Origin of the sequence: Micromonospora sp. NPDC047740, assembly GCF_043204735.1 — a bacterium.
In the GTDB taxonomy this organism is placed as follows: Bacteria; Actinomycetota; Actinomycetes; order Mycobacteriales; family Micromonosporaceae; genus Micromonospora.
The window spans coordinates 85,848-101,324 of the sequence record NZ_JBIDCT010000005.1; the positions used below are offsets into that span (position 1 = coordinate 85,848).

18 protein-coding genes are annotated in these 15,477 nt (G+C 74.0%); 9 read left to right on the forward strand and 9 right to left on the reverse strand.

Translation table 11 applies throughout. The annotated features are described in order from the left end of the window. Window positions 1–103 precede the first annotated feature (103 nt). The gene (locus ACGF4F_RS11420; RefSeq protein ID WP_357440181.1) at window positions 104–1,924 is read right to left on the reverse strand and encodes a glycosyltransferase family 39 protein; all 1,821 of its coding nucleotides are present in this window, start codon (window positions 1,922–1,924) and stop codon (window positions 104–106) included. Window positions 1,925–2,346: 422 nt separating this feature from the next. Here ACGF4F_RS11420 and ACGF4F_RS11425 point away from each other — a divergent pair, with 422 nt between their 5' ends. The 4 genes from ACGF4F_RS11425 (at window position 2,347) to ACGF4F_RS11440 (ending at window position 5,774) form a co-directional block, all read left to right on the forward strand. Further along, window positions 2,347–4,053 carry a nitrite/sulfite reductase gene (locus ACGF4F_RS11425; RefSeq protein ID WP_357439912.1) on the forward strand — a complete coding sequence of 569 codons (1,707 nt, stop codon included), beginning with the start codon at window positions 2,347–2,349 and terminating at the stop codon, window positions 4,051–4,053. A 70-nt stretch (window positions 4,054–4,123) separates the two neighbouring features. Continuing rightward, entirely contained in the window at window positions 4,124–4,282 is a 159-nt protein-coding gene (locus ACGF4F_RS11430) for a hypothetical protein (RefSeq protein WP_357439915.1), read from the forward strand. Then, window positions 4,279–5,043, forward strand: coding sequence for a phosphoadenylyl-sulfate reductase (locus ACGF4F_RS11435; protein ID WP_357439918.1), 765 nt, complete (start codon window positions 4,279–4,281; stop codon window positions 5,041–5,043). Before ACGF4F_RS11430 ends, ACGF4F_RS11435 begins: the two co-directional genes overlap by 4 nt. After that, window positions 5,025–5,774 carry a CbiX/SirB N-terminal domain-containing protein gene (locus ACGF4F_RS11440; RefSeq protein ID WP_357439921.1) on the forward strand — a complete coding sequence of 250 codons (750 nt, stop codon included), beginning with the start codon at window positions 5,025–5,027 and terminating at the stop codon, window positions 5,772–5,774. The genes ACGF4F_RS11435 and ACGF4F_RS11440 overlap by 19 nt, the downstream gene beginning before the upstream one ends. Window positions 5,775–5,943: 169 nt before the next feature. Here ACGF4F_RS11440 and ACGF4F_RS11445 read toward each other — a convergent pair whose 3' ends face one another. After that, the gene (locus ACGF4F_RS11445; protein WP_073834718.1) at window positions 5,944–6,201 is read right to left on the reverse strand and encodes a WhiB family transcriptional regulator; all 258 of its coding nucleotides are present in this window, start codon (window positions 6,199–6,201) and stop codon (window positions 5,944–5,946) included. 508 nt (window positions 6,202–6,709) lie between these two features. Further along, entirely contained in the window at window positions 6,710–7,660 is a 951-nt protein-coding gene (locus tag ACGF4F_RS11450) for a diacylglycerol kinase family protein (RefSeq protein ID WP_357439923.1), read from the reverse strand. A 42-nt stretch (window positions 7,661–7,702) separates the two neighbouring features. On the opposite strand from ACGF4F_RS11450, the gene ACGF4F_RS11455 reads away from it, so the two are divergent. Then, a complete protein-coding gene (locus ACGF4F_RS11455; RefSeq protein WP_357439926.1) occupies window positions 7,703–8,092 on the forward strand; it encodes a hypothetical protein in 390 nt (129 codons plus the stop codon). A 45-nt stretch (window positions 8,093–8,137) separates the two neighbouring features. Here ACGF4F_RS11455 and ACGF4F_RS11460 read toward each other — a convergent pair whose 3' ends face one another. From ACGF4F_RS11460 to sodN, 3 genes are all read right to left on the reverse strand, one after another. Further along, the gene (locus tag ACGF4F_RS11460) at window positions 8,138–8,542 is read right to left on the reverse strand and encodes an ATP-binding protein (protein WP_357439927.1); all 405 of its coding nucleotides are present in this window, start codon (window positions 8,540–8,542) and stop codon (window positions 8,138–8,140) included. Between the two features lie 31 nt (window positions 8,543–8,573). Further along, complete coding sequence (locus ACGF4F_RS11465) at window positions 8,574–9,026, reverse strand: GNAT family N-acetyltransferase (protein ID WP_357440184.1); 453 nt, start codon at window positions 9,024–9,026, stop codon at window positions 8,574–8,576. A gap of 65 nt (window positions 9,027–9,091) precedes the next feature. Next, the gene (gene sodN, locus ACGF4F_RS11470; RefSeq protein WP_073834713.1) at window positions 9,092–9,496 is read right to left on the reverse strand and encodes a superoxide dismutase, Ni; all 405 of its coding nucleotides are present in this window, start codon (window positions 9,494–9,496) and stop codon (window positions 9,092–9,094) included. 84 nt (window positions 9,497–9,580) lie between these two features. Here sodN and ACGF4F_RS11475 point away from each other — a divergent pair, with 84 nt between their 5' ends. The 3 genes from ACGF4F_RS11475 to ACGF4F_RS11485 all read left to right on the forward strand — a co-directional run bounded on the left by ACGF4F_RS11475 (window position 9,581) and on the right by ACGF4F_RS11485 (window position 12,289). Beyond that, entirely contained in the window at window positions 9,581–9,937 is a 357-nt protein-coding gene (locus ACGF4F_RS11475) for a S24/S26 family peptidase (RefSeq protein ID WP_393076926.1), read from the forward strand. Between the two features lie 139 nt (window positions 9,938–10,076). Continuing rightward, on the forward strand, window positions 10,077–11,252 hold the full coding sequence (locus ACGF4F_RS11480) for an NADP-dependent malic enzyme (protein ID WP_357439933.1): 1,176 nt from the start codon (window positions 10,077–10,079) through the stop codon (window positions 11,250–11,252). Window positions 11,253–11,326: 74 nt separating this feature from the next. Beyond that, window positions 11,327–12,289 (forward strand): zinc-binding dehydrogenase, encoded by a 963-nt coding sequence (locus tag ACGF4F_RS11485; RefSeq protein ID WP_357439936.1) that lies wholly within the window; start codon window positions 11,327–11,329, stop codon window positions 12,287–12,289. Between the two features lie 20 nt (window positions 12,290–12,309). Here ACGF4F_RS11485 and ACGF4F_RS11490 read toward each other — a convergent pair whose 3' ends face one another. The 3 genes from ACGF4F_RS11490 to ACGF4F_RS11500 all read right to left on the reverse strand — a co-directional run bounded on the left by ACGF4F_RS11490 (window position 12,310) and on the right by ACGF4F_RS11500 (window position 15,061). Continuing rightward, entirely contained in the window at window positions 12,310–13,272 is a 963-nt protein-coding gene (locus tag ACGF4F_RS11490) for a chlorophyllase (protein WP_357439938.1), read from the reverse strand. A gap of 58 nt (window positions 13,273–13,330) precedes the next feature. Next, window positions 13,331–13,867, reverse strand: a complete 537-nt coding sequence (locus ACGF4F_RS11495) for a nucleotidyltransferase domain-containing protein (protein WP_357439941.1) — start codon at window positions 13,865–13,867, stop codon at window positions 13,331–13,333. 186 nt (window positions 13,868–14,053) lie between these two features. Further along, window positions 14,054–15,061: an alpha/beta hydrolase gene (locus ACGF4F_RS11500; RefSeq protein WP_357439943.1), complete on the reverse strand. Its 1,008-nt coding sequence runs from the start codon at window positions 15,059–15,061 to the stop codon at window positions 14,054–14,056. Between the two features lie 158 nt (window positions 15,062–15,219). Between ACGF4F_RS11500 and ACGF4F_RS11505 the strand changes: the two genes are divergently transcribed. Continuing rightward, a complete protein-coding gene (locus ACGF4F_RS11505) occupies window positions 15,220–15,390 on the forward strand; it encodes a hypothetical protein (RefSeq protein ID WP_357439946.1) in 171 nt (56 codons plus the stop codon). Window positions 15,391–15,477 lie beyond the last annotated feature (87 nt).

Genomic DNA, 15,477 nt, shown 5'->3' on the forward strand with positions numbered 1-15,477 from the left:
CGCTTCGCGCAAGGTCCGCACTAGTTCTCGGAAAGAGTGCCTCCTGGCGCGTCGAGGGCACCCTTTCGGGGAAGTTGTGAGGATCTTCGCGAGGACGAGGGCTTCAGCGGGTGAGGAGGGCGACGGTGATGCCGGGGCGGGGCCAGACCTGTTGCACGGTGAAACCGTCGCGCAGCGCCCCTCCCTTGGGGCCCGGCACTGCGGCCACCGGATCGGTCCGCCGCCCGGACACCACCAGCCAGAGCCGCTCCACCCCGGCCAGGCATTCCGCCGGCCGGTCGCACTCGCTGGCCCAGAGGTCCGCGCGCTGCCGCTGGTCGCTGACCACCAGCACGTCGCGGGGCCGCCGTGCCCCCAGGTGGTACGCCATGCCCAGGTCGAGGAAGAGCCAACTCTCCCGGGGCGAGTAGGCGATCGCGTCGCCCGGCTGCTGGTGCTCGGCGATGATCCGGGCCGCGCCCCGGTAGTCGACGGGTGCGGTGCGCGGCCATTCGTGCGTACGGCGCAGCGCCGCCTGGTCGGGCAGGCCGAGCACCCCGGCCAGGGCCACCACGGCGAGCGCCGGCGGCAGCCGTATTCCGGCCAACGCCGCACCGGCCAGCAGACAGGCGAACGGCACGGTGAAGACGAGGTACCGGGTCACCCAGAGCGGCACGAGCGTCCCGGCGGCGAAGAGCAGCAGTACGGGCAGTAGGACGGCGGCGCCGGGGAGCAGCGCCCGGCGGCCGAGCCGCCCCGCGCCGAGCGCGGCGAGGCCGACCAGCAGCCCGCCCACCACCCCGGTCTGCGCCAACCCGCCGGGCAGCGCTGTCAGGTCGGCGGGGCGGGCCAGGTGCACCCAGTCGAGCTGTCGGGACCGCTGCCCGCCGGCGATCAGCACCAGCGGGGTGACCAGCAGTGCCGTCGGCAGCAACGCGACCACCCACCACCCCAGCGGCTCACGCCACCTGCCCGCCGGTGCGTCGCTGACCGGCTGTTCGCCCGCCGCCCGCTCCCCGTTCGTCCGGCCGCCCTCACCGCAGCGCTGGTCTCGACTGGGATCGCCGCCACCGGCGCCGCCACCGGCGCCGCCGCCGGCGCGGTTGCCGGTTGTGCCCCGGGCGGCGCCGCGATCGCCCGCCAGGTCGCGGGTCGCGCGGTTGCTCCCCCGGTCGCCGGCCCCGCGGTTGGTCGCCCGGTTGCTGGCTCCGCGGTTGCTTGCCAGGTCGCGGGTCGCGCGGTCGCTCCCCCGGTCGCCGGCCCCGCGGTTGGTCGCCCGGTTGCTGGCTCTGCGGTTGCCTGCCCGGTCGCGGGTCGCGCCGCTGCCGGCCGCATCGGAGGTCGGCGCGCCGGGGCCGGCTGCCGCCGGGCCGCGCCAGGCGGCGAGCAGCACCACGAGCCCGTGCGCGGCGAGCAGGGTGAGGGCGATCAGATGGGTCAGGCCGAGGGCGGCGACGGCCAGGGCGTACCCGGTCCAGCGTCGCCCCGCCGGCCGGCGCAGCGCGCCGACCAGCAGCAGCGTGGCGAGCACGGCGAGGAAGGTGGCGAGGGCGTACGGGCGGGCCTCCTGGCCGTACCGGGCGGTGCTCGGAAGGGCGGCGAAGAGCAGCCCGGCGATCAACCCGACCCGGGCGGTGACCAGCCGTTCGCCGAGCCGGGCGGTGAGCGCGGCGGCCCCGGCCATGGCGAGCGCGGACGGCAGCCGCAGCGCGGTCGGCGAGGTCCCGGCCAGCGTCGTCCAGCCATGCATGGCCAGGTAGTACGGCCCGGTCGCGGCGTCGATGGTGCCGGCCAGCCGGATCAGATCGCCCACCGGGCGGGTGGCGGCGCTCCAGGTGGCCAGTTCGTCCCGCCACGGCTGCGCGTGCCCGATCCCGGCGAGGGTGACCACCAGCGTGAGCAGCGCCGGCGCCGCCGCGACCCACCACCTCGGGCGGTCGTCCATCGCCCCGGCCGGTGTGGGCGACGCAGGAGTGCTCACCTGTCGCAGCGTCACACAGGTCCGGCGCGCGGGTCGGCCGATTCGCGGCGCCGGCCACAACGTGAGCGGCGCGGTGCTCGGCCGTAGTGGATCATCGTCAATGCCCGTGATGTGGGATCACACACTCGGCCGTTGGCCGGCCACCGTGGGTTGTGGGAGCATATGGCGCATGACCGCCGCTGTCGTCCGCCGCTTCGTGGCCCGCCGCCACGTCGACTACGGCCGCGTGCGCAGCGCGATCTGTCCGGCCCACTGACGACGCCCGACCCATCCGTCTCGGGCGCGCTACCGCGCCGGCCGTCATCGACATCGCCGTCCACGGCCCTTGGCAGGGCCGGCCGCCGCGTTTGCGTACCCAGGCACAGCAGACAACGGAGGACGCCGCGATGGCGGTCAGCAGCACCCCCACCCGCGCCGACAACCAGCCCGCCGCGCGGGCGCCCCGCCGCGCCCGTGGCGAGGGGCAGTGGGCCGTCGGGCACCGCGAGCCGCTCAACGCGAACGAGCGGATCAAGAAGGACGACGACCCGCTGAACGTGCGGGCCCGGATCGAGAACATCTACGCCCACCGGGGCTTCGCCGCCATCGACCCGCAGGACCTGCGCGGCCGGTTCCGCTGGTGGGGGCTCTACACCCAGCGCAAGGCGGGCATCGACGGCGGGCGTACGGCCGTGCTGGAGCCGCACGAGCTGGAGGACGAGTTCTTCATGCTCCGGGTCCGGGTGGACGGCGGCGAGCTCAACCTGGCGCAGCTGCGGGTCATCGCCGACATCTCCCGGGAGTTCGCCCGGGACACGGCCGACATCACCGACCGGCAGAACATCCAGTTCCACTGGATCCGGGTGGAGGACGTGCCGGAGATCTGGCGCCGCCTGGAGGAGGTGGGCCTGCAGACCACCGAGGCGTGCGGCGACTGCCCCCGTGTCGTGCTGGGCAGCCCGGTCGCCGGGGTGGCTCGGGACGAGGTGGTCGACCCGACGCCGGCGCTCGACGAGATCGTCCGCCGGTACGTCGGCGACAAGCAGTTCTCCAACCTGCCCCGCAAGTTCAAGACCTCGATCTCCTGGTTGGTCGACACGCCGTACGAGGCGAACGACATCGCCTTCCTCGGCGTGCAGCACCCGGAGCATGGTCCCGGCTTCGACCTCTGGGTCGGCGGTGGCCTCTCCACCAACCCGATGCTGGCCAAGCGCCTGGGCGTCTGGGTGCCGCTGGCCGAGGTGCCGGACGTCTGGGCCGGCGTGGTCGGCATCTTCCGCGACTACGGCTACCGCCGGCTGCGTAGCCGGGCCCGGCTGAAGTTCCTGGTCGCCGACTGGGGTGTGGAGAAGTTCCGCGAGGTGCTGGAGAAGGAGTACCTGGGCCGGACGCTGCTCGACGGCCCGGCCGCGGAGCTGCCGGACAAGCCGATCGACCACATCGGCGTGCACCCGCAGCGCGACGGCCGCCACTACGTCGGCGCGGCCCCGATGGTGGGTCGCGTCTCCGGGCCGCAGCTGGCCCGGCTCGCCGACGTGGTCGAGGCGCACGGCAGCGACCGGGTGCGGCTCACCCCGTACCAGAAGCTGCTGGTGCTGGACGTGGCGCCGGAGCGGACCGACTCGCTGGTGGCGGAGCTGCGCCGGATCGGCCTGGAGCCCCGGCCGTCCGCCTGGCGGCGCGGCACCATGGCCTGCACCGGCATCGAGTTCTGCAAGCTCGCCATCGTCGAGACCAAGCGGCGCGGCGAGGAGCTGGTGGCCCGGCTGGAGGAGCGGCTGCGCGACTTCGACGCCGACATCTCGATCCACCTCAACGGCTGCCCGAACGCCTGCGCCCGCACGCAGGTCGCCGACATCGGGCTCAAGGGCCAGTTGGTGGTCGGCCCGGACGGCCGGCAGGTGGAGGGCTTCCAGGTGCACCTCGGCGGCGGCCTCGGCATGGCGCAGGGGCAGACCGCCGGCTTCGGCCGCAAGCTGCGCGGCCTGAAGACCACCGCCGAGGAACTTCCGGAGTACGTGGAACGGCTGGCCCGCCGCTACCTGGCTGGCCGGGCGGCGGGCGAGACCTTCGCCAACTGGGTGATCAGGGTCGACGAGGAGGAACTCCGATGAGCGAGCGTAGCGAGCGAATCAAGCACCTCGGTGCAACTCATCGTGGCGCCGGGCGAAGCGAGGTGGCGCGATGAGCGATGCTCGATCTGCGCCTCTCTACTGCCCCTACTGCGGGGAGGAGGACCTGCGGCCGAGCGAGGCCGGGCACGGCGCCTGGGAGTGCCACGCGTGTGCGCGGGTCTTCACCGTGAAGTTCACCGGCCTGCTCACTCGGGCGGTGACCCGGTGAGCGGGCTGCGCTCTGCCGCCGGCATGGGCCTGGTCGGGATCGGCGGGCCGGTCCCGGCCGATCCGCTCCGGCGCGACCCCGAGGAGCTGCGCGCGCTGGCCGAGGCGGCCGGCCGGGAGCTGGCGGATGCCCCCGCGCTGGAGATCGCCCGCTGGGCCGCCGAGACGTTCGGCGACCGGTTCTGCGTGACCAGCTCGATGGCCGACGGGGTGCTGGCCCACCTGGTCTCCCGGGTCGCCCCCGGCGTCGACGTGGTCTTCCTGGACACCGGTCTGCACTTCCCGGAGACGCTCCGGGTCCGCGACGAGGTGGCCCGGCGGCTGCCGGTGAACGTCCGGTCGATCCGGCCGCGGATGACCGTCGGGCAGCAGGACGGCCAGTACGGGCCACGGTTGTTCAATCGGTCCCCGGACGACTGCTGCCAGCTGCGCAAGGTCGAGCCCCTGGAGCGGGCGCTGACCGGGTATGACGCCTGGGCCGCCGGGCTGCGCCGGGACGAGTCGCCGACCCGGGCCAACACCCCGGTGGTGGCCTTCGACGCCCGGCGCGGCAAGGTCAAGGTGAACCCGATCGCCGCCTGGACGCAGCGCGACGTGGACGCCTACATCGCCCGGTACGACATCCCGGTCAACGAGCTGTTCGGTCGCGGCTACGGCTCGATCGGCTGCTGGCCCTGCACCCGCCGGACGACGGCGGGGGAGGATCCGCGGGCGGGTCGGTGGGCCATGTTCGAGAAGACCGAGTGCGGCCTGCACACCTGACGCCCGACCCGCCGGTGGTGCTGGTCGCGCACGGCAGTCGTGACCCGCGGGCGGCCGAGGCGACCCGGGCACTGGCCCGGGCCGTGGCGGCCGCCCGCCCCGGCGTCACGGTGCTGCCGAGCTGGCTGGACCACACCGAGCCCGGGCCGGCCGCCGTGCTGCGGGAGCTCGCCGCCGCCGGTCACTCCCGCGCGGTGCTGGTGCCGTTGCTGCTGACCGCCGCGTACCACCAGAAGGTCGACATCCCGGCGGCCGTCGCCGCCGCGCGCGCGGACGGGCCACCGATCGAGGTACGGGTCGCCGACGTGCTGGGGCCGGCCGACGGGCGGGTGGACGCCGGGCTGCTGGCCGGGCTGTGCCGCCGGCTGGCCGAGGCGGAGCCGGGCGGGTACGACGCCCTGGTGCTGGCCGCGGCTGGCACCCGGGATCCCCGCGCGCGCGGCTCGGTGGGCCGGGTCGCCGCGGCGCTCGGTGCCGAGCTGGGTGTCCCGTGTCGCGTGTCGTACGCCTCGGCGGCGCCTCCGGCGGCCGGCGCCGCGGTGGCGAAGCTGCGGGCGGGCGGGGCCCGCCGGGTCGCGGTGGCGGCCTACTTCCTGGCACCGGGCCTGTTCCACGACGCCGTGCGCGGTGCCGCCCGGGACGCCGGCGCGGCAGCGGTCGCCGCGCCGCTCACCGATGTCCCCGACCTGGCCGACCTGGTCCTCCGCCGCGCCGCCGCCCAGCTCGGCTGACGCCGCCCCGGCTTGCCGGACGCCGCCCAGCTCAGGTGATCATGAGGTTGCCGGCGCTCGGCGCGGTCCGGGCCGCGGTCAACCTCATGATCGCCGGGGACGGAGCCGGGGGCTGGACAGCAAGACGCCCCGGCGGGTGGACCCGGCCGGGGCGTGCTGTGCGGTGCGATCAGGCGGAGTGAGCGCGCAGCACCCGGAGACCGCCGCGGCGCTTCACCGCGCGGCGCTCCTCCTCGCTCATCCCGCCCCAGACGCCGGCGTCCTGACCGGACTCCAGCGCCCACTGCAGGCACTGGTCGGTCACCGGGCAGCGCCGGCAGACGGCCTTGGCCTGCTCCACCTGCAGGAGGGCCGGACCGGACGTCCCGATCGGGAAGAACAGCTCCGGGTCCTCGTCGCGGCAGACGGCATCGTGGCGCCAGTCCATGGCGGCAACACTCCTCATTCTTAAGTGGGGGCCAGATAACGCTTCGTTGCTTTTCCTATATGCATCCGCATTGCCGATTGGTGACGGTCAGCATCCATCAATTCGGCGCTGCGTGAGCAGGCTGCGGGCCCGGGGACCTGCTGGAACGGCTCAACCTGCCGAGCATATCCAGGCAATGTCCCGGTAACACGACTTCGCTTGTGAATACTTTCACGAACTGCTGCGATGTCAAGGGTGCCGCTCGGAAAAACTCCGAACAGTGAGCGGGCTCACCACCCTTTTGTCCGGGTTTCAGAGCGCTCTGGTCACCCGGTGTGCCACAGTCGAGGATCAATATAGTACAGTCTGCGTGACATTGCTGACATTTCCGGCACCCTTTCGTCGGCGTGGCTCCGACAAACTCCAGTTCGGCTTCGGCGCGTCTGACCGCCGCGCCGCGACCTGAAGCCGTCGCCCACCGCGGGGGGAGCGGTGGGTCACCGTGTCAACGGACGGGAGTACCCGAGGCCTAGCAGATTACTCTCAGTGCGGCCGGAATGGATGCGAATCTAACTTTCTCCCGCTCGCCCAGGTAGTCCCCGTCGAGCTGGAAGGCCAGCGGACGGGCCGAGAGCAGGGTGAACTCCGACACGTCGTGCAGCCGGAGCGCCTGCCGGCCGTGCGGGTCGGGCTGCTGGGTGAAGAACTGCGTCACGGTACGTGCCGTGCTGGCGACTCGCAGCTGCCGCATCGCCAGCACGTCCAGCCCGAGGTCGAAGGACGCCCCCGGGTTCGGGTTGATCTCCCGCTCGCCCAGATACGTCCAGGGCGCGGTGTTCTGCACGATGACGGTGGCCAGCTCGGCCTCCGCGGTCTCGCCCGGCCGCTCCAGCGTGATGCTGGGGTGGCGCCGGTCGGACGCCAGGAAGTACTGGCTGACCGTCGACCGGAGGTAGAGCGCCGGCGTGGAGACCCGGCCCTGCCGGCGGGCCCGCTCCACCCGGTGGATCACCGCCGCGTCGATGCCGAAGCCGGCGCAGAAGGTGAAGTAGCGGTCGTCCGCCCGGCCCAGGCCGATCGTCCGGGACCGGCCCAGGCGCAGCCCCTCCAGGATCATGCTGGTCCCGTCGGGCCACTCCCGGGGCAGGCCGAGCGCGCGGGCGAAGACGTTGGTCGAACCGCCGGGCACGGTGGCCAGCGCCGGCAGCCGCTCCGCCGACGTGTCCCCGGTACGGAAGGTCGGCGGCTCGGCGCTCATCAGGCCGTTCACCACCTCGTTGACCGTGCCGTCGCCACCCAGCGTGACCACCAGGTCGACGCCCTCCTCGGCGGCCTCCCGGGCCAGGTCCACGGCGTGCCCCCGCCGGCGGGTGTACCGCACCGACAGGTCGACTTCGCTGCGCAGCGCCCGGACCAGGACGTCACGGCTGCGTTCGCTGGTGGTGGTGGCCTTCGGATTGACCACCAGGACGGCCCGCATGGGCGGCACTGTACCGCGCCTACCCACGGGTATCGTGGCGCCGTGACGATCGACTCCGACCCGGTCCCCGCCCCGCTCCGCTGGGCGGTGCACCTGCTACGGGCTGAGGCGGTGGCGCTCGGCCTGGTCGCCGCCTGGCTGGTCTGGTCCGACCTGACCGCGCCCACCACCGACCTGACCTCGGCGCTGCTGGTGACGGTGTTCGCGATCGGTGGAGCCGCGGCGCTCTGGGCCCTCGGCGGCGCCCTGGTACGTCGGAAGGCCGGTGCCCGGGCACCCGCCATCGTGCTCCAGCTCATGCTGCTACCGGTCGGCTGGTACATGATCCAGGGCGGGCTGGGCTGGCTGGGGCTGCCGCTGATGGCGCTGGGTGTCGGGGTCACCGGGCTGCTGGTCAGCTCGCCGACCAACCGGGCCCTCGGCGTCGGCTGACGCCGGAGTCCGCCCCCTGAACGCAGTCCCGCGCGAGCGGCGCGGTCAGTAGCCGGAGGCGCGGCGGGTGAGCAGGGAGATGGTGGCCCGGCCGTCGCCGGCCTGGGCGGACGCCGCGGTGGTCAGCGCGGTGAGCACCTTCCAGGCGAAGGACGACTCGGCGGGCAGCGTCGCGCCCCGGACCGTCGGCACGGTCACCTCGACGGTGAGCGCGTCCTCGGTCACCGCGAACCGGCACTCCAGCTCGGCGTTGCGGGTGGCGATGGCGAGCAGCATGGCGCAGGCCTCGTCGACCGCGATGCGCAGGTCCTCGATCTCGTCGAGGGCGAACTGGAGCCGGGCCGCGAGCCCGGCCGTGGCCGTGCGGAGCACGCCGAGATACCCGCCGTCGGCGGGCACGGTGAGGTGCACGACGTCGTCGCTCGTCGGCTGGCCGGTCAGTTGAGTCACCCTCATCCCCCTGGTGCGGGACTCTACCCGGTCAGGCGTCGGGGGATGTGACGGCCGTCGCCTGCGCGGCGAGTTGGTGCAACGCCGTGCCGGCGAGGCGGTAGGGGACCCACTCGTCCATCGGGCTCGCCCCGATGGACGCGTAGAACCGGGCCGCCGGGTTCCAGTTGATCATCCACCACTCCAGCCGCCGGTAGCCGCGCTCGACACAGATCGCGGCCAGGGTGGCGAGCAGTTGGCGACCCGCGCCGGTGCCCCGGGCGGCCGGCCGGACGTACAGGTCCTCCAGGTAGATGCCGTGCACGCCCGCCCAGGTGGAGAAGTTGAGGAACCAGAGGGCGAAGCCGATGGGCTGGTCGGCCCGATCCACCGCGACGTGGCCGAAGAGCGCGGGCGCGGGGGCGAAAAGAGCGGCGGTGAGCTGCTTTTCGGTGAGGTGGCACTGCTCGGGCGCCCGCTCGTAGTCGGCGAGTTCGTGCACCATCGCGACGACGGCCGGCACGTCCTCGGGACGCGCCGGCCGGATCGTCGGTGCCGGAGGCGGCGGGGTCACGCCTGCTTGGTCTCCCAGAAGATCTTCGAGATCTCGTCGATCTTCGACAGCAGCTCGTCGGCCTTGGCCGGGTCGGTGGCGCCCTTGGCGCCGGCGGCGCCCGCCATCTTGGTGGCCTCGTTGAAGAGCTGGTGCAGGTGCGGGTACTTCTCGAAGTGCGCCGGCTTGAAGTAGTCGGTCCAGAGCACCCACAGGTGGTGCTTGACCAGCTCGGCCCGCTGCTCCTTGATGATGATCGCCCGAGTGCGGAACTCCGGGTCGGTGTTGGCCTGGTACTTCTCGCAGATCATTTTGACCGACTCGGCCTCGATCCGGGCCTGCGCCGGGTCGTAAACGCCGCAGGGCAGGTCGCAGTGGGCGCTGGCGGTCACCCGGGGCGTGAGGATGCGGGGAAGGCGCATCAGGGTCCTCCATGGGATGTTTGCGATGATCCGAGACGACATTACTCCTGGACATGCTCCCCGGCGGGCGGGAGGTGAAACCCGATGCGAGCGGTGAACGGATCCCACCCGACCGTGCTGCGCGGCCCACTGGCGGCGGTGCTGGTCACCGGCCCGTCCATGGCCCCGACCCTGCGGCACGGCGACGCGGTGCTGGTGCGTACCGGCGGCCGGCCGGTCCGCCCCGGCGATGTGGTGGTCGCGGTCTTCCGGAGCCGCCCCGACCTGCTCGTGGTCAAGCGCGCGGTCCGCCCGCAGGACGGCGGATGGTGGCTACGCGGCGACAACGACCTGGTCACCGACGACTCCCGGGCGTACGGGGTGGCGGACGTCCGGGGTCGGGTGGTGGTCCGTTACTGGCCGCATCCCGGGCTGGTCAAAGGTCGGCAGGAATGGATATGACCCCGCTCACACCCCGGTGACGGGTGCGCCACTATGCTCGGAAAGTGCCCGGGTGACCCCCGCACCGCCGCCCCGCTGGCCGCTGACCACCGCGCGCCGAGCCGGCCGGTCCGTCTGCTCGACAGATCCAGGAGTCACCATGTCTTCCGCCCCTCCGGACCCCGCCGATCCCGTCTTCCGGCTGCACGCCGGCGGCAAGATGGCCGTCACCTCGACCGTCCCGCTCACCAGCCGGGAGGATCTCTCCCTGGCGTACACCCCGGGGGTGGCCCGGGTGTGCGAGGCGATCGCCGCCGACCCCGAACTGGTCGACGACTACACCTGGGTGTCGCACACCGTCGCCGTGGTCACCGACGGCTCCGCCGTACTGGGTCTGGGCAACATCGGCCCGCGCGCGGCGCTGCCGGTGATGGAGGGCAAGGCGGTGCTGTTCAAGCAGTTCGGGGGCGTGGACGCGGTGCCGATCTGCCTGGACACCCAGGACGTCGACGAGATCGTGGCGACGGTCCGGGCGCTCGCCCCGTCGTTCGGCGGGATCAACCTGGAGGACATCAGCGCCCCACGCTGCTTCGAGGTGGAACGCCGGCTGGACGAGGCGCTACCGATCCCGGTCTTCCACGACGACCAGCACGGCACCGCGATCGTGGTGCTGGCCGCGCTGCGCAACGCGGCCACCCTGCTCAACCGCAAGCTCGGCGACCTGCGGGTGGCGGTCAGCGGGGCCGGTGCGGCTGGCGTCGCGGTGACCAGGATGCTGATCGCCGGCGGAGTGAACCCGGACCAGGTGGTGGTCTGCGACTCCAAGGGCATCCTCGGCCGGCACCGCGAGCTGACCGGGACCAAGGCCGAGCTGGCCGAGACCACCAACGCGGACGGCCGGCAGGGCGACATTACCGAGGCGCTGCGCGACGCGGACGTGCTGATCGGCGTCTCGGGCGGGCAGATCCCCGAGGCGGCGGTGGCCGGGATGGCCCCGGGCGGCATCGTCTTCGCGCTGGCCAACCCCACGCCCGAGGTGCACCCCGAGGTGGCGGCCCGGCACGTCGCGGTGGTCGCCACGGGGCGCAGCGACTACCCCAACCAGATCAACAACGTGCTCGCCTTCCCGGGGGTGTTCCGGGGCGCGTTGGACGCCGGGGCCACCCGGATCACCGACGGGATGAAGGTGGCCGCCGCCGACGCCATCGCCGGGGTGGTCGCCGAGTCGCTGACTCCGGAGGCGATCGTGCCGTCTCCGCTGGACCCGCGGGTCGCCCCGGCGGTCGCCGAGGCCGTCGCCGAGGCGGCCCGCCGGGACGGGGTGGCCCGCCGCTGAGTCCACGGAAGGGCCCTTCTTATTGCATTTCGCACAGGAAGGGCCCCTTCTTAACGGGCGCTCAGCTTGTTACCGTGCCGATCATGCGTGCCGCCTATGCCTCGGCCTTCGACGCCGACAGCCCGCTCGCCGCGCTCACCGTCGGCGACCGTCCCGAGCCGACCCGACCCGAGCCGGACTGGGTCACCGTGCAGGTACGGGCCAGCTCGCTCAACCATCACGACCTCTGGTCCCTGCGCGGGGTGGGCCTCAGCGGTGACCAGCTCCCGATGATCCTGGGCTGCGACGCGGTCGGCACCGACCCGGACGGCAACGAGGTGGTCATCTACCCGGTGGTGCCCACCCCGGGTGACCCGCGCGGGGTCTCCATCCTCTCCGAGCACTTCCCCGGCACGTTCGCCGAGCGGGTGGCCGTACCCCGGATGAACCTGCTGGCGCTGCCGGTGGGCCTGTCGGCGACCGACGCGGCCTGCCTGCCCACGGCCTGGCTCACCGCGTGGCGGATGCTCACCACCAAGGGGCGGGTCGACGAGGGCGAGTCGGTGCTGGTCCAGGGGGCCGGCGGCGGGGTGGCCAGCGCGGCCGTCGCACTCGGCGTCGCGCTCGGCAAGCGGGTGTACGCGACCAGCCGCGACGCCGCCAAGCGGGAACGGATCACCGAGCTGGGGGCGACCGCGCTGGAGCCCGGCGCCCGGCTGCCCGAGCGGGTCGACGTGGTGATCGAGACGGTCGGCGCGGCCACCTTCGACCACTCGCTGAAGTCCGCCGCGCCGATGGCCCGGATCGTGGTCTCCGGCGCCACCGCCGGGCACGAGCCCAAGGTCAACCTGCGCCGGGTCTTCGCCATGCAGTTGGAGATCCTCGGCACCTCGATGGGCACCCCGGACGAGCTCACCGAACTGCTGTCGTTCTGCGCCGAGCACGAGGTGCGACCGGTGGTCGACTGCGTGGTGCCGTTCAGCCGGATCGAGGACGGCTTCGCCCGTCTCGCCTCCGGCGACGTCTTCGGCAAGGTGGTCATCGACCACACCGCCTGACGGGGCGCGGCGCGGATGCGTCAGAGGTGGTCGTCGAGGGTGGCGAGGCCGCCGCGGGTGGCGTCGGCGGGGAGGCGCTGCTTCGCCGCCGCGTCGCCGTAGAGCGTCCAGCGCAGGAACTCGACGGTGGTGTCGGCGACCACCCGCAGCGCCGCGCCGTCGGTGAGCAGAGCTCGGCCATGGTCGCCTTTCGGCAGGCTGAGCAGCGCCTTCGGCCAGGGCACCGCGTCGTAGGCGGCCTTGCCGGAGGCGTAGCTCACCACCTCGTCGGCCTCGCCGTGCACGAACAGCTGCGGGGCGGCCGCACCGGCGAAGGCGGTGCCGACGCCGAGCGCCGTACCGGCGAAGACGATGCCCGCGTCGAGCCGGTCGTCCCGGCCCGCCGTGAACAGCCCGATCGTGGTCACCCCGCCCGCGCTGTGCCCCGCCGCGGCCACCCGTTCGGTGTCCAGCCGGCCGTGCAGCGGGTCGTCCGCCTTCGCGTCGAGGGCGAGCACCTGGGTCAGCGCGTACGACACGTCGGCCGGCTGGTTGAGCACGTCGAGCACGTTGCCGTCGCCGCCCGCCCCGGTGTGCGGGAACCGCGGCGCGGCCACCACGAACCCGGCCGCCGCCCAGCGGCCAAGCAGCAGCTGGTAGTCCTCCGGCCGGGCACCCAGCCCGTGGCTGAACATCACCACCGGAAACCGCCCGGCCGCCGCCGCGGCCGAGCGCTCGGGCGCGCCGCCGGCCGCGCCCCGGGCCGGGTACCAGACGGTCACCGGCAGGGCGCGGTCGCCGTCGCGGTTCAGCTTGAGCTGGCGTACGCCGACGGCGAAGCTCTCGGTGGGGGCGTGCCCGGTGGGTGCCCGCGGCGCCGGCGTGGTCGCCGTGGGCGACGGGGCCGGTGCGGCTCGCTCGGGCAGTACGGTCCCGCCGGAGCAGCCGGCCAGACCCGCGCTGAGCACGGCGGCGGCGACCAGGGCGGCACGGCGACGGAGCATGAAGACGATTCTGCCTCGCGATCCGGCCCGATCGGCCGGCATCTGGTCGAGCTGGCCGTCACCCGCCGCCGTCGGATCGGCTGCTCCGGAGGCGGGCCAGGTCGGCGGCGTCCTTGGCGCGGCGGGGCCGGGCGGGCATCCAGACCGGGAACATCTCCTTGAACTCGATCTGCGCGGCGGCACTGATGATCGGCGCGGCCAGCGGGCCGATGCGGCCCGGCCGGGCGTCCAGCATCCCTTCGGGCAGCGGGGTGCCGGCCCACGGCCCGGCGCCGACCACCACCTGGCCCTCGGCGTCCCGGTCCAGGTACGCGAAGCTCAGCTCGACGTCGTCCCGGCCCACGTCGAGCTGGGTGGTGGCCGGCATCCGCGGGTCGGGTCGCCAGCCCGCCCCGGCGAGCAGGGCCGACAGTGCGTCGGCGTCGTGCCGCCAGCAGTACCAGTCGACGTCCACGTGCGGCCGGGTCACCACGCCGAGGTGGAAGTCCATCGCCCAGCCGCCGCGTAGCCACACCGCGATGCCGGCCCGTCCGGCCAGCGCCGTCACCTCGCGGATCGCGTCGAGTTGCCGTCCCGCCAGCCCGTCCCCGTCCACGCGGTGACGCTACCGCCCAGCGGCGGACCGCGCCCGCTCAGCCCGCGCCCGCTCAGCCCGCGCCCGCTCGGCCTGGTCATGCTCGACGTCAGGTCGGCGATGTGGCGGGGGCCGGGGCCGGTCGACACCACGATGTCGCCGAGCCGGCGTGGGCCGAGGGCCTTACCCACCCGGCGAGCGGCCCAGTCAGCCGGGGAGGCGGCTGGTCAGGGTGGTGACGCCAGGGAGGCGGGCATCGGTGGGGAGGCGGCGTAGGGCGGCCCGGTCGTCGTAGAGGGTCCACCGGAGGAAGTCGATGGTGGTGGCGAGGACCTGCGGGAAGCCGGGGTTTCCCGGGATCAGGTACTCGCCGTGGCCCTGACCGCGAAGGCTCAGGAAGGCGGCCGGCCCGACCGCGCGGGCATACGCGGCCCGGCCGACCGACTCGGGCACGATCGGGTCGGCGGCCCCGTGCACGAACAGCAGCGGCGCCACCGGACCGGCGAAGCTGCCGGCCAGCCCGCCGCCGGCGAGCACGATCCCGGAGCGCAGCCGGGCCGGATGCCCCGAGGTGAACATGCCGGCCGTGGTGAAGCCGCCCGCCGAGTGTCCGGCCGCGGCGATCCGGTTGACGGCGAGGTGCCCGGCGAGCGGGTCGCCGCGGCGGGCGTCGAGGCGTACCAGGTGGCGGATCAGCCGCCAGCCGTCGGCGGGCTGGTTGCGGACGTCCGCCCGGGTGAAGTCCCGCGCCCGCAGGTTGGTACGCGGGAAGGTCGGCGCCGCGACCACGAAGCCGGCGGCGGCCCAGCGGGTGGTCAGCGGGGCGTGCAGCTCGGGAAGGCTGCGCAGCCCGTGGCTGTAGATCACCACCGGGAACCGTCCGGCGGCCACCGGCGCCCCGGCCCGTACGCTCGGCCCGGTCTCCGCCCCCGGGGCGCTAGGCGCGGCGGTGCGGGTCGACGGGGGGATGGTCGAGGTCGGCGGCAGGGCGGTGGGGGTCGACAGCGGGCCGGTCGATGCCGGGTACCAGACGGTGACCGGCAGCGGCCGGGGACCGCCCGCGTCGACGACGAACTGCCGCACGCCGACCGGGTAGGTCGGCTCGGGGGCGGCTGGGATGGCGGGTGCGGCCGCACCGCGGGTCGTCGCGGTGGCCGGACCACATCCCGCGAGCAGCGCCGTCACCAGCGCGGCGACCAGCCGCTGCACCCTCACCACTTCACGGTAGGCGGCCGGGTGGCCGGTGCGGCCCGGACGTCCGGACCGAGCACAGTCACCACCTGGCCGACGCGCCTCCACCGGCCGGACCGTGTTGTGGTCGCCAGCCCGGCGGAACAGCCTCCGGCTGGACGAGCTTCGCTAGGGTCACGCGCATGGCTGAGAACTACACCGACCCGAGCGGCAACACCGCGCAGTTCCGTGCCTTCGTCGAGTCGCCCGACACGGCAGCGGCGGCGGAGGCGCCGTCCCGGCTGCCGCTGATCGCTGGCATCGGCGTCGCCGTGGTGGTGGTCGCCGTGGTGGCCTGGCTCGCGCTCAGCTGAGCCCTCGCCGGCGATCGTGGCAGCAGCCGTCCGACATTCCGCGCCCGACGAGACGGCCGGGATCCCCGCATCGATCGCGCCCTGGCC

Bases quoted from the DNA above. Each gene is read 5' to 3' on its own strand.
- ACGF4F_RS11445 (WP_073834718.1), bottom strand. From the start codon at position 6,201: ATGGACTGGCGCCACGATGCCGTCTGCCGCGACGAGGACCCGGAGCTG.
- ACGF4F_RS11465 (WP_357440184.1), bottom strand. From the start codon at position 9,026: ATGGTGCACGAACTCGCCGACTACGAGCGGGCGCCCGAGCAGTGCCAC.
- ACGF4F_RS11490 (WP_357439938.1), bottom strand. From the start codon at position 13,272: ATGCTCCGTCGCCGTGCCGCCCTGGTCGCCGCCGCCGTGCTCAGCGCG.
- ACGF4F_RS11430 (WP_357439915.1), top strand. From the start codon at position 4,124: ATGAGCGATGCTCGATCTGCGCCTCTCTACTGCCCCTACTGCGGGGAG.
- ACGF4F_RS11425 (WP_357439912.1), top strand. From the start codon at position 2,347: ATGGCGGTCAGCAGCACCCCCACCCGCGCCGACAACCAGCCCGCCGCG.
- ACGF4F_RS11450 (WP_357439923.1), bottom strand. From the start codon at position 7,660: ATGCGGGCCGTCCTGGTGGTCAATCCGAAGGCCACCACCACCAGCGAA.
- ACGF4F_RS11505 (WP_357439946.1), top strand. From the start codon at position 15,220: ATGGCTGAGAACTACACCGACCCGAGCGGCAACACCGCGCAGTTCCGT.
- ACGF4F_RS11420 (WP_357440181.1), bottom strand. From the start codon at position 1,924: ATGGACGACCGCCCGAGGTGGTGGGTCGCGGCGGCGCCGGCGCTGCTC.
- sodN (WP_073834713.1), bottom strand. From the start codon at position 9,496: ATGCGCCTTCCCCGCATCCTCACGCCCCGGGTGACCGCCAGCGCCCAC.
- ACGF4F_RS11475 (WP_393076926.1), top strand. From the start codon at position 9,581: ATGCGAGCGGTGAACGGATCCCACCCGACCGTGCTGCGCGGCCCACTG.
- ACGF4F_RS11480 (WP_357439933.1), top strand. From the start codon at position 10,077: ATGTCTTCCGCCCCTCCGGACCCCGCCGATCCCGTCTTCCGGCTGCAC.